The organism is Shewanella colwelliana (genome assembly GCF_001735525.1).
GTDB lineage: Bacteria > Pseudomonadota > Gammaproteobacteria > Enterobacterales > Shewanellaceae > Shewanella > Shewanella colwelliana.
The window spans coordinates 234,525-247,876 of record NZ_MCBT01000018.1 but is presented as its reverse complement, the minus strand read 5'-3'; the positions used below and the strand labels follow the sequence as shown (position 1 = coordinate 247,876).

The following is a 13,352-nucleotide window of genomic DNA, read 5'->3' as shown; positions in this document are numbered from 1 at the left end:
TGATAACTAAGCGGCATCGAGGTATGCTCATGATTAAGTTTAGTCGGAATCAAGATTGATAGAAAGCATTAAGTTTAATTTTTACACTCATACTGTGAGCGTACACCTGTAACACTTTTTGTCCCCATTTAGTGGCGCTCTGATGGTCATGGTAACGACGCTTAACGAACAAGTGATGCGGTCATTTTTGGTGTTTAGTTGTCGAAATATTTCGCCCTGAGCTGTTCGGTTTCACCGCTTAATTTCATTGCCGTTAACGCCATAGACATCGCATAGGCGATGGAATCTTTATGGGGCGCAAACTGACTGTTCATGGCCGATACAGGGCGTTTCGCATCGTAATTGAGGTTTGCTTGCTGTGCAAAGTGCTGACTCTTACGGGAAAACCCCATGTACATATCATGTTCAGCTTCACAGCATTGTGGGTGCAGCGTTAAATCACTATGCCGACCATGATCTAAAATGTAGCGTAAAGTGGCTTCGTCATAGGTAAAAAAATCTCCTTTACGTGCGCTCAGTAAATCGAGGGCTTGCTCTACATCCATATCCGCTGGCTTGCGCAATAGGACCCCATCGGGAATGCCGGTGACTTCATAGCCACCAGGTGAAATGAGTAATATCGCCTCACTACCAACTAGCTCGTCTAATGAGCTAATTTGCGGTTGAAAACGATGACTAATGCCAATGTATCGCTCAGTCAATCCATTAGGAATAAACTGCGCAAAGGTATCCCGTTCAGTGTTGAAACCTAGGCCTGGGTAGAAATCTACTGTGCCTAGCATAATCTGTCTGAGTATGCGGTGTTTGGGCTGGCGAACGATACTGAGTTTACAGCCAATACGCTGCGCTGCAGCGCTATATAATGCTTGATACAAACCTTCATTATTGGGTGCGGCTTGTATATAGGGTTGGCGTTCACTTGTGCGATATCCCATGGTGATCTCACAGCCGTAGACACTGCTGCTCAGCTGCATGGTTGTGAGCAACGCAAGTATTAGCTTGATAAGCAGTTCTTTTCCACTATTCAAAGGTCACCGATATTTTTGTTTAGGACATGCTGCAGTCATTATGGTTGGAAATGTCAATTTCGGCGAAGTTTATCAAAGCAAAATCGTGAGTGAATGATGGCATTGCTCTATTGCCTGGGCTCCTTTTTAGCGACTCATTTCATGAAGACTTTGCTGCCGACAAACTTTAATGCTGGCACACCTCTGATTAAGGTTTCTCGGGCAAAATGTTGCTGGCAGCTAGGACAGACACCGGCATTTTGGGTGAAATCGTCGACTATACGTTCCTTAAAGCACTTAATTAGTGCGCCTTTGCCGCCTTTTCGATATTTAAACAGTTGAGTTTTGCATTGGCTGCAAAAAATATCAACAGTGCGAGTAGGGCCTTTTTATTGGGTTTTGCCATGGCTGACTCATGCTCCTTTGAGGTGATGTTACTAGAATAGAGAATACTTAAGCAGCATCGACTTCCCTTGCCGAATTAGTGTGTCATCTGTCAGAAAAAGCCACTAATACTCAACAGAGCTTAATGACTGTTAACATTTAAGCAACTTGGTTATAGTGAGCAAAGTCGTTTACCTATCATTGCCCTACACCATGAATAAAATTATAAAAATGAGCGTTATATCTCTGCTATCTCTAATCTTTATTTTGATAGTGGCGGTCTACATTGGCTTACATCTTAGTTTACCTAAACTCACTGGCGAAGTGAAAACCATTAAGGTGAGTGGGCCTGTCACAATCGAACGGGATCGCTTAGGCACTGCTGTGATCAGTGGCAAAAACCGTCAAGATGTCGCCTTTGCGCTAGGGTTTGCCCATGGGCAAGACCGCTTCTTTCAGATGGATCTGCTGCGGCGCAATTCGGCGGGTGAGTTAGCTGAGATATTTGGACCTGCGGCGCTAAATTTAGATAAAAGCCGTCGTTTTCATCAGCTGAGAAAACGCGCCGAACAGATCGTTGCTCAATTACCCGCAGCGCAGAAGCAGCTACTCGAGCGTTATGCCGATGGTGTCAATCAAGCGTTGGCCGAACAGTCGCTTAACTCTTTTGAATACCTACTCACTCGCTCGTCGCCAAAACCCTGGGTGAGTAGTGATAGTCTGCTGGTCATCTATAGCATGTACTTAGATCTGCAGGGTAACACCATTAAACGTGATATGACCTTAACCTTGATTGATCATCTTTTCGGTACGCCGATGCGGCAGTTTATCACCCAAGCATCCAATTATCAGGCACCGCTCGATGGCAGTATCATTGCTAATCAAGGTACGGCGATCCCTATGCTTGACGAGCACTTGATGGCGCATCGACGAGAACTACCTATAGAAGAGTTAGCCGAAGTGGGCAGTAACAACTGGGCAGTAACTGGGGCGCTGACTGAGTCGGGCCGAGCTATGTTGTCCGACGATATGCACCTCTCTTTTGCCGTACCGATTATTTGGTATCGTGCCCAGCTCAATTACCCCGATGCCACTGGCGATAAGGTACAGGTGACAGGTGTGTCGCTGCCGGGGGCTCCCGCGATTGTGGTCGGCACAAATGGCAAAGTGGCTTGGGGATTTACCAACGCTTATATCGACACCGCAGATTGGATAGCTATCGACAACAGTGAAATGTTAACCACTGAAAAGGAAGTGATAAAGCTACCGGCATCTGAGGTGGCGTATAAGTTTCCTATGTCGCGCTTTGGTCCAGTTAAGCAGTTAGCTGGGCATCAATATGCGCTAAGTTGGGTAGCTCATAGAGATTATGCGGTTGACATGGAGCTGATGGGGCTAGAGACGGTCGACAGTGTCGATGAGGGCTTAGCGATAGCGAAACACTTTGGTATACCAGTACAAAATTTGCTGATTGTTGATGATAAGGGTAATGCGGCTTGGCAGCCTGCTGGCGCCGTACCAGCCCGAACCAACAGTGCCGATATTGCTCAGCAACATGATGAAGTTCAGTGGAATAACTGGTTGCAAGATGAACTTGAGTTACCGCAAGTTAAAAACCCCACTAGCCAACGAATTTGGACGGCTAATGCACGGGTGATGTCAGTACAAGAGGCAGAGCGATTCGGTGATGGTGGCTATGCGCTGGGCGCCAGAGGGATGCAGATCCGCGATAGATTGCTTGCACAAGATAGCTTTGATGAAGCGGATTTTTATCGGATTCAGCTCGATAATGAGGCGAAGTTTTATGCGCCATGGCATGAGTACTTGGTCAAGGCATTGATGACGCAACCTAAGCGATTTGCAAAAGATATTCAGTACCTGAGAGATTGGGGTCAATGTGCCTGTGCAGACTCTGTCGGTTTTACGCTGGTAAAACACTTTCGTAGTCGTTTAATCGATGCCAGCTTTGCGCCAATTGAAGCGAGTCTCAATAAGCATACGATGAGTTTGTCTGTGCTTAAACGCTACCTTGAACCCGCGATGTGGCAGTTATTGGCTGAGCAACCAACCACTTGGTTACCTGACGGTTTCGATAACTGGCAAGCCTTTACCATTGATGCCTACGTTCGCTCCACAGAGCATCTTATGGCTAAGTATAGCGAAGGTGGTGAGTACGAAGATTTAGCATGGGGTAAGGTGAATACGTTACATATTCAGCATCCCTTTAGTAAGCAAATACCGCTTTTGAGCCGTTGGCTCGATATGCCTCTGGTGACCGGGTTTGGTGATACGTTCATGCCAGCCGTGCAGCGCTCAAGTTTTGGTGCCTCGCAGCGTTTTATCGTTCAGCCTGGGTTAGAGTCTCAAGCTGTGCTCACCATCCCTGGCGGACAATCAGGTCATCCCTTGTCTAAATATTATCGCGCCGGATTTAACGAGTATGCCGCGGCAGCCTCAACGCCTTTGTTGCCAAGCCAAATAGAAGCCAAGCTCACCCTACAACCGATTAATTAACGCGCTTTACGATAATCATGGTGAATGGCCGACTAGCCATTCACTATATCTCATCTCCTCAGTCATTCTGAATTCTGTATATTTTTCAGTTGATTAAATAGCTATCCCGACCTCGGCCTGTTGCCAATTTGTTATGAATACGTATGTAGTGTGTTGTTGCTAGAATGTTGCCATGCCTAGTATAGCGGGATAAAAAATACCCAATGTTTGCATTAATCTGAGTCGTATAACTGAGCGTTGGGTGACAAAAAGTCCAAAAAGGTGAGGGGATTATCGATGCTCAAATGTAAACCAAGTATTTTAAGCTTGGCGTTGGCGGCTGCTGGGGTGAGCGTTATGTTTGCGCCAGTGACTGTTGGTGCCGCCGAAAATGTGGAAGATAAAACACCGGCAGAGGTGCTGGTACCGACGCAGGCACCAGTAGAGGAAACCGAGTTAGATCTATCAAATATTGAGCGTATAGAGGTGACTGGATACAGTCGCAGCCTCATTGACTCGCTTAATGCCAAGCGTTTTAGTGATACAGTCTCTGAACAGCTCTCTGCCGATGACTTAGGGGCTTTGCCTGATGTCTCTATGGCCGATGCATTGACCCGTCTCCCCGGCATATCGGCCGTGCGTACCGGCGGACAAGCAGCGGAAATCAATATTCGTGGTATGTCGGGTGGCTTTGTATTTTCCACCTTAAATGGTCGCGAACAGGTATCGACCAGTGGCACACGCAGTATCGAGTTTGATCAATATCCTTCAGAGTTAATCAGCTCCGCCGCCGTTTATAAATCCCCTAAGGCCTCGCTGATTGAGGGGGGCGTTGCAGGGACTGTTGAGCTGGAAACCGCCAGCCCTCTGAGTGCATCCGATACTCATAATTTTATGGTTAACGCGCGGGGCATGTATAACGACCGCGCCAGTGAAGTGTATGGTGCAAAAGAGTATGGCCACCGCTTGAGCTTCTCCTATCAGGGCAAGTTTTTAGATGAAACCTTGGGGGTTGCCCTAGGTTTTGCTCGGCTTGAACAGCCGAGCGTAGCAACTCAGTTCATTGGTCTTGCTTACAACGATAACAAAGATGTCGATGGTGTGGCAGGTGATACCAATGGCCCCATAGATAACCCTGCCAATGAGTACATCAGCGAAGGATTTGAGGTCCAACATCTCGGCGGCGTAGAGACGCGGAACGGTTACATGGGGGCGATTGAATGGACGCCAGTCGATAATTTTACCTTAAAGGCTGACGCCTTTGTGTCGCGCTTTGACAGTGAGGCGTTTGCTAGAGGCTACCGAGTCAAATTAGGCGGACCCTCGGCCAGTGTGGCCAACCCTGTGCTTGATGGTAATGCGGTAATTGGTGGTACGTTTAATCGCAATTCAAAGAGCTACACTCGGGTTGAAATTGTCAACGATGACAACCAAGATTTTGATGAGGTCAACAGCTTTGGTGTGAATGCCGATTGGCAGCTCACCGATGACCTTAATGTCTCTGCGGATGTCTCCTATTCGTCGGCAAAAAGCGATTTTCGTAACGGCCTGTTGTGGTCAAATGTCGCCGTTGATGCCAATGCAGACAGCCCAGTGTTTGATGAGAATGTCTCTATCAGTTACCAGTTAAATGGTTTAAATCTGCCTGATGTTGGCTTTAATCAAGCTGGAGCCTTTTCCGATATCGATCGGGTTATGGTGAGTAAATATGGTATTTATCCTTTTGAAAATGAGGATGAAGTTAAAGCTTACCGTTTAGACTTTACCTATCTTTTAGACAACGATTACATCGCCTCTGTTGAGGTGGGTGCACGTTATTCTGATCGCAACTACTCTAACAACCGCTCGGTATTTGAGTATGGCAATGATGGCGCGTTCTCTAAAAGTGAGCCGCCACTTAAACTGACTAACGATATGGTCAATGTTGTCGATTGGGAAGGTGATTTTAGCTATTTCCCCTCCTATTTGGCTATCGATCTCGACGCCGCACTGAGCGCTTGGTTCCCTGATGGTGTGCCGCAGCCAGTGCAAACTTGGGGGAATGCCGCTGGCGTGTTAGACCCTCAAGGTTACACCAGCAACTACTCTTGGTCGGTGCTGCAAAGTGGTGAGGTGTTCGAGAAGGTACTAGCAGGTTATGTGATGCTCAATATCGACACTGAGATCGGTGATATACCCGTAACGGGTAACTTTGGTGTGCGCATCGTCAATACCGATCAATCTGCTACCTTGCTTGAAAATGTGGCGGGTGATCCCGCGCTTGGTGCACAAAATATTATCGATGAAGTGGGCATCATCAATAACTACTATGCGCCAACGATTAAGGGGATCACTTACACCGATTACCTGCCATCACTAAACTTAAACTTTAAGATCACCGACGATTCGCAAATTCGTTTTGCGGCGGCCAAAGTGATGTCGCGCCCGCCTATTAACCGTCTTGCCGGCGATGCCAGTGCCAGTGTGAGTGATGATGGCATTATCAACGGATCGAGTACCAACAACCCATTCTTGATGCCCTTCTATGCCGATCAGTTTGATCTCTCATATGAGCGTTATTTTGACGAGGGGGCTTTTGTTGCTGCGCTGTTCTACAAGAATATCGACTCCTTTATCGACACCGTTGCGATAGATGATTTCGACTTTAAAGGTAATGGCTTTAACGTGCCTGATTATATTGTTGATCCGGTCAGTGGTGAGCAGATTGAAACCACTAATGGCACTTATACCACTGCAGTTAATAACTCCGAAGGAGGTTATATTCGCGGGTTAGAGCTGGCTTATACCCAAGTGTTTGCTTCACTGCCTGAGGCATGGTCTGGCCTAGGTTTTAATGCCAGTTACTCCTATACCGAAAGTGAGGTGCAGTCGATCACCAGCCTAGGTGGCGACAGCGTGACCCAAGATTTACCCGGTCTGTCTAATAACGTCCTAAGTGCGACTCTGTTTTACTCCTATGAAGGATTTGAGACCCGTGTTAGTGCCCGTTATCGCGATGAGTTTGTCTCTGAGCAGGTCGCGATTAATGAGCAAGTGGTCAATTTTGCCGCCGAAACCGTTGTCGATTATCAAGCCTCCTATCAGATGACGGATAGCTTTGGCGTGCTGTTCCAAGTGAACAACCTGACCGATGAGCCCACCAAGAGCTATTTCGGTACCGAGCAAAAGACGGGCACCTTGCAGTATTTTGGTCGCGAGTTCTATCTGGGGTTCACTTATGTCATGTAATCGCAATCAACTGTTACTTACCCAGCAAGGCCTTGGCCATTATCAGTCGTTGGCTCGCTACGCCGACCTAGCCATAACAATAACTAAATTTGTAGGGAGAAATCACTCATGATGAGGTTTTCTAGAATCATGCAACTGACGGCCGTCGCCGTCAGTGTGGGTGCGCTATCTGGCTGCGGTGGGGACTCGTCTGAGCCCGGCCAAGTATTATTGACCTGTGATGTACCTATGGTGCCCGACGCCACGGGCACTAGCTGTGTTGCGCCGCCACCCATCAGTTGTAAGGCACCTAAATTTCCCGATGCCAACAATGAAAGTTGTATCGTCGGTTATAACCCTGACCTGCCATTGCCGATAGCGACACCGACGGTAGAGCAGGCGGTGCTCTATTACAACCGCATCAAAGACAAAGATAATTCAGGGAGTAATCCTAATTACCCTGGCTTTAAATTGCACACATGGAATAACGACACCTGTGATGCTTTTGCGCCGCCATTTGATTCAACTGACTGGGCTAATGGTCACTCCTTTGATGGCATAGACCCTAACTACGGGGCTTACTGGATCTTAAACCTGAAAGCGGGCCACAGTGAGTGCGCCAACTTTATTGTTCATGAAGGCACTGAAGGATCGGGTAAGGCGTTAGGTGACGGTGATCTGACCATGAACCTTAAGCCATTCGATGACAGTGCCGCGCCTGAAGCGCAGTTTGATCGCATTAATTTTACTATTCATGGTGAGAGCGATGTCTATGATTTTCCTATTTTAGAGGTGGGATTCTCTATTGGCGGAGCAAGCGCTCATTGGCTAGATAGAAATACCTTAGTGTGGAATGAAGACCCAGATGGCATCGCTAAATTTGCACTGCATCACTCGGCTAATGCGGGCATTGAGGCCGATGACAACAATGTGATTTCTGGCACCCAAGTGACAGTAACCTCTAGCGAACTCAGCGATGAGCAAAAAGCGCTGGTGCCACACTTGGCCGCGTGGCCTGCTTATCATATTGAGTTGTCCGCAGATCAAGCCAAAGCGATCGCAAAGGAGCAGTTAGTGCTAGCGGCCTATGACAGTGACGACAAGCCTGTTGCTGCTACCTTTGTGCAAGCGGCTAAGGTACTCGATGACTTGTACACTAACGCCGAAAACGATGCCGATGAAGCCACGCTTGGTGTGCTTTACAGCGATGCAGAGATTACAACCAAGGTATGGGCGCCAACCGCGCAAAAGGTTGAGTTAAAGCTGTATGACAGCGGAAAAAACCTCACTGATACCAAGGCGATGACATTAGATAGCACCACAGGTATCTGGTCTTATGCCGGTGATATGTCACTGGATATGCAGTTCTATCGCTTTGCGCTGACGGTTTATCACCCAGTGACTAAGCAAATCGAGGTGATTGAATCCACCGATCCCTATTCGCTTAACGTTTCAAGTAATGGCCGCTACAGCCAATTTGTTAACTTGAGTAGCGACGCGCTCAAACCTGAAGGGTGGGATGAACATAGCGTACCGACGGTTGCAAATCCTGAGGAAACGGTGATTTATGAAGGCCATATTCGTGACTTTAGTATTCGTGATGAGAGCACCTCTGCGGCCAATCGTGGCAAGTATTTAGCCTTTACCGAAACAGACAGCGCACCCGTTACTCATCTAAAAGCCTTGGCCGAAAGTGGTGTCACTCACTTTCATATGTTACCCGTGACGGATATTGCCACCATCAATGAAAACAGCGATGAGCGCATTGAGATAACCGATACCTTAGCCACGCTGTGTGCCAAGATTGAAGACAATGCCAACGCCTGTAAGACTCAAGATAAGTCAGCAAGCATAGCGTCTATTTTGGCTGACAGCCTGCCAGGTTCTGGCGATGCACAGGATCTAGTCAACACGATGCGTGGTGTTGATGGCTTTAATTGGGGCTACGATCCACAGCATTTTATTGCACCAGAAGGCAGCTATGCCAGTGAGGCAGATGGCACGGCGCGTATCAAAGAGCTACGCGCCATGAACCAAGCACTGCATGAGATGGGGCTTAGAGTGGTACTGGATGTAGTCTATAACCACACCAGTGCATCAGGACTGTGGGACAACTCAGTGCTCGATAAAGTGGTGCCCGGTTATTATCACAGGTACAACGAAGTGACGGGCGCCATAGAGTCATCTACCTGCTGTGACAATACGGCCACAGAGCATCGCATGATGGACAAATTTGTTACTGATTCACTGGTTATCTTAGCCAAAGAGTATGGCTTCGACGGCTTCCGTTTCGATGTGATGGGGCACATGCCTAAACAGAGTATTATCGATGCTCGCACAGCCGTGCAAACGGTCGATGCCGATAACTACTTTTATGGTGAAGGCTGGAACTTTGGTGAGGTGGCAGATAATCGGCTGTTTGAGCAAGCGACTCAGGCCAATATGGCAGGCTCAGAGGTTGGCACCTTCAACGACCGGATCCGTGAAGCGGTGCGTGGCGGCGCGCTGTTTGCGCTAGAGCAAAAGGATGACTACCTGCGTGACCAAGATACGCTGCGTCTTTCCATGGCCGGCAATCTGCAAAACTACCTGTTAAAAGATTTTAATGGCAATACGGCAACAGGCAGCAGCTTTAGCTGGAACTCGCAGCCAACGGCTTATGCGCTTGACCCTGCCGACAGCATCAATTATGTCTCAAAGCATGATAACGAAACGCTGTGGGATATTTTACAGACCAAGCATGATGTGGGGCTCAGCCTAGAAAATCGTGTGCGGGTGCAAAATATCGCAGCAACCATTCCACTGATGAGCCAGGGGATTCCGTTCTTGCAGATGGGCGGCGATATGCTTCGCTCTAAATCGATGGACAGAAACAGTTATGATTCCGGCGACTGGTTTAACTGGGTTGACTTCACCAAAGCCAGTAACAACTGGAACGTAGGTCTGCCGTTGGCGCAAGATAACGGCAGCAAGTGGCAGCAGATCGCTGGGATCTCGGCAAACCCCAATGCGGCGGCATCAACGTCTGAGATTGAGTTTGCCTCAATGGTATTCAATGAGTTCTTGAGTATTCGTCGCGACAGCCCGCTGCTGCAATTAACCTCTGAGCAAGCGATTTTAGACAGAGTCGGTTTCCACAATATAGGTAAAAACCAGACCCAAGGCGTGATAGTCATGAGTGTCGATGACGGTGTGGAGCTGCTTGATCTCGACCCCAGTGTCGATGCCATGGTGGTGATGGTCAATGGCAGCAATGCAGAGCAATCACATACAGTGCCAACGGCCACAGGTTTTAGCTTGCACCCAACGCTGGCTCAATCGATTGACAACACAGTGCGCGGCGCAAGTTTTAGCCAAGGTACCGATGAGGGCACCTTCACTGTGCCTGCTTATACCACGGCTGTGTTTGTGAAACAGCAAGGCAGCATGCAGGGCGAAGGCTTGAGCGCCACAGCAACGGCGGGCGCACCAGATGTAGTGCCTTATGGCAGCACTGAGGTGTTTGTGCGCGGCGGCATGAATGGCTGGGGTGAAGAGGATAAGTTTGTCTATTTAGGCGGCGGTGAATACCGCGTTGCTATTACGCTGGCTGCGGGTGACTACGAGTTTAAGATTGCCTCAGCCGATTGGAGCAGCGTTGACTTTGGTGGCGTTTCAGCTGCTGATGCCGACGTGGTGCAAGATGTGGCAGAGCAGCTTGCTGCGAAAGGGGCAAACCTTAAGTTTAATGCCGCTATCGATGCAACCTATCTATTCTCACTCGATGCATCAGATAAAGAAAACCCAGTGTTAACCGTTTACAACGAAGAGCCTTTTGTGGGGACTCAAGTATACTTACGTGGCGACATTAACGCTTGGGGAACTGACAATGAGTTAGTCTATATGGGCGGCAGCATCTATCGCGCCGAGATAGCGCTCAGTGCTGGCAATAAAGGCTTTAAGGTTGCATCAAGCGACTGGTCAACGGTGGATTACGGCAGTGGTGAAGCAGATGGTGTGGTGACCTTAGGCGTTGAGAAACTGCTGGCGGTTAAAGGTGGCAACCTCAGTATCGATGTCGATAGCGATGATACTTACACCTTCACGTTCGATATGTCAGACCGCAACGCCCCGGTATTAACCGTGCATAAGACAGAGATGTTTGGTGAAAACACGGTTTATATTCGCGGTGGCATGAACGGTTGGGGCGAAGTGGATGCGCTCAGTTATCAAGGCTCATCCCTCTACAGTGTCGATATTGCTCTAAGTGCGGGAGATAATGAGTTTAAGATCGCCACTGGCGATTGGTCGACCGTGGATTTTGGTGCCATTGCAGGTGAAGAGACTGTGGTGGAAGGGGAGATGAAAACTTTGGCCTCAAAAGGCGCTAACATGCATTTTAATGTACCCGTCGATGGTACGTATCGTTTTAGCGTGATGGGGCCTGATGCAAGCTCGCCGACCTTAACTGTGACTAAGGTGAATTAATCGCGAGTTTGATAAAACCTGAATATAAAAAAACCAGCGTAAGCTGGTTTTTTTATGAGTTTAGCAATTAGCACCTAGTTTCTAGCATCTAGTACACTATGCCATGCGCTCAACGGGTTTCCAGCGCAGTAGCTCACCAGGCAATTTTACGCCTTGGGCGGTGATGCTGTTAATACGATTGAGATAAGCCGCGCCGTACATCAAGTGCTTAGCCAAATCTACCGCATTACGGTTTTGGTAGTCATCTAAATAACTGCCTTTTGCCCACTGGTTAAAGGCGCCAAGTGCAGGGCCAGCCCAAATTTGGTAATCCATCTCACGCCCCACTTCGCCAGAATTTGACCAGCGGCTCGATAGTCCCAAATACCAGCGAAAAATCAGTGCCATCTTACGTTTTGGGTTACCTTCGGCGCGCTCAATCTGTTTAGGATCGCGCTCGTTAAAGTGGGCAACAGTGCCTGCCCAGATATCGTCGAGACTTGAGCGAAACACTTGCTTCTCAAGTTTTTCACGCTCATCGGCAGGAATGGACTCAATAGCGTCATAACGGCTGTAGATCTCATACAACTTGTTAGCGCGCATCGGGAATAGGGTGCCACGCTTAACCACCTGAAGCTTAACGCCCATCTCAAACATGTCGGCGGCAGGTGCCATGGTGACATCGGCCATCTCTGTGGTGGCCAGAAGCTTGCGGGTATGCTCACTGGCCCCGGCTTCGACACAGGCTTGGTTGATTGAACCGGTAACGATATAAGCTGCGCCCATATTAAAGGTCGCTAATGCCGCATCTGGGGTGCCCACACCGCCGCCACAACCTACGCGAAGTGGCGTTGGGTATTGGTACTTGGCTTGGATCTCCTCTTTCAGCGCTAGAATCGTCGGCAACAATGTAACCAAAGGACGGTTATCGGTATGGCCGCCAGAATCGGCTTCGGCCGTAATATCATCAGCCATGGGGATCTGCTGCGCCATCGCCATCTGGTCGACGCTGATCAACCCTTCATCAAGGAGTTTCTGTAGCATCTTAGCCGGTGCTGGCATCATGAACTTCTCTGCCACTTCGGTGCGGCTCACTTTGGCGATCACCTTATTGCCAACAACAATGTTGCCATGGGCGTCGCGACTAAGACCTGCTGCGCGGTAGTAAACAATCTGTGGTGTGAGGCCTAAGAAAGCTGATGCTTCAACGGTACGAACCTTATGCTTAAGAAATAGCTCGACGCTGCCACGCTCTAGTGCAGGTTCGCTTGGGCTATGGATAAGGTTAAACATGTAAGGGCCATTGGGCAGCGCCGCTTGAATGCGGTTAATGGCGGCTTCTACCCGGCTTGGGATCAGGCCCGCAGCGCCAAATGAGCAGAGAATGCCCGCTTTACCTAAGGCGATAACCAGTTCTTCTGAGGAGATGCCGTTCGCCATGGCGCCAGCATAGTAGGCATACTTTACGCCGTGAACGCGGCGAAAGTTGCTGTCGCCAAGGCTCTCAGTGCCCAGTGCCGGGGTGAAAGCACTGACAGGATGGCCTTTGGCTTTACCTTCTGTGATTAAGTTGGCTTCGGTCGCGATGCCAACGCCTTTGTCGCTGTCATTGATGACGTAGCAGGCACGGCTGAAATCTTTCAGTTGCGCGGCCATGGCAGCCGTATCAAAACTGATGTCGGCATCATTTACTTGCCAAGGCCATGGCGATAACTTGTCGTTGGTTGTCGTAGGATTCATTTAAATAAGACCCTTATCATTTTTATGCTTTATTCGGTTGTCTAACTTGAGGCATTAGCGGGTACGCCAATGCCT

5 protein-coding genes and 1 pseudogene are annotated in these 13,352 nt (G+C 48.8%); 3 read left to right on the top strand and 3 right to left on the bottom strand.

The genetic code is table 11. From position 1 onward, the window contains the following. Positions 1–194 precede the first annotated feature (194 nt). Together BEL05_RS07725 and BEL05_RS21170 are read right to left on the bottom strand one after the other, a co-directional pair. The gene (locus tag BEL05_RS07725; RefSeq protein WP_139151846.1) at positions 195–1,028 is read right to left on the bottom strand and encodes a transporter substrate-binding domain-containing protein; all 834 of its coding nucleotides are present in this window, start codon (positions 1,026–1,028) and stop codon (positions 195–197) included. A gap of 134 nt (positions 1,029–1,162) precedes the next feature. Then, a pseudogene (locus BEL05_RS21170) lies at positions 1,163–1,413 on the bottom strand (hypothetical protein). Positions 1,414–1,604: 191 nt separating this feature from the next. Between BEL05_RS21170 and BEL05_RS07720 the strand changes: the two are divergent. The 3 genes from BEL05_RS07720 (at position 1,605) to pulA (ending at position 11,558) form a co-directional block, all read left to right on the top strand. Then, on the top strand, positions 1,605–3,905 hold the full coding sequence (locus BEL05_RS07720; protein ID WP_069670815.1) for a penicillin acylase family protein: 2,301 nt from the start codon (positions 1,605–1,607) through the stop codon (positions 3,903–3,905). A gap of 276 nt (positions 3,906–4,181) precedes the next feature. Then, positions 4,182–7,112, top strand: coding sequence for a TonB-dependent receptor (locus BEL05_RS07715; RefSeq protein ID WP_069670814.1), 2,931 nt, complete (start codon positions 4,182–4,184; stop codon positions 7,110–7,112). A 111-nt stretch (positions 7,113–7,223) separates the two neighbouring features. Then, the gene (gene pulA / locus BEL05_RS07710; RefSeq protein ID WP_439332367.1) at positions 7,224–11,558 is read left to right on the top strand and encodes a pullulanase-type alpha-1,6-glucosidase; all 4,335 of its coding nucleotides are present in this window, start codon (positions 7,224–7,226) and stop codon (positions 11,556–11,558) included. A gap of 96 nt (positions 11,559–11,654) precedes the next feature. On the opposite strand, the gene pfaD is transcribed toward pulA, so the two are convergent. Beyond that, positions 11,655–13,277 (bottom strand): eicosapentaenoate synthase subunit PfaD, encoded by a 1,623-nt coding sequence (gene pfaD, locus BEL05_RS07705; RefSeq protein WP_069670812.1) that lies wholly within the window; start codon positions 13,275–13,277, stop codon positions 11,655–11,657. Between the last annotated feature and the right edge of the window lie 75 nt (positions 13,278–13,352).

Coding starts and splice junctions, on each gene's coding strand:
- pfaD (WP_069670812.1), bottom strand. CDS start 13,277: ATGAATCCTACGACAACCAACGACAAGTTATCGCCATGGCCTTGGCAA.
- BEL05_RS07715 (WP_069670814.1), top strand. CDS start 4,182: ATGCTCAAATGTAAACCAAGTATTTTAAGCTTGGCGTTGGCGGCTGCT.
- pulA (WP_439332367.1), top strand. CDS start 7,224: ATGAGGTTTTCTAGAATCATGCAACTGACGGCCGTCGCCGTCAGTGTG.
- BEL05_RS07720 (WP_069670815.1), top strand. CDS start 1,605: ATGAATAAAATTATAAAAATGAGCGTTATATCTCTGCTATCTCTAATC.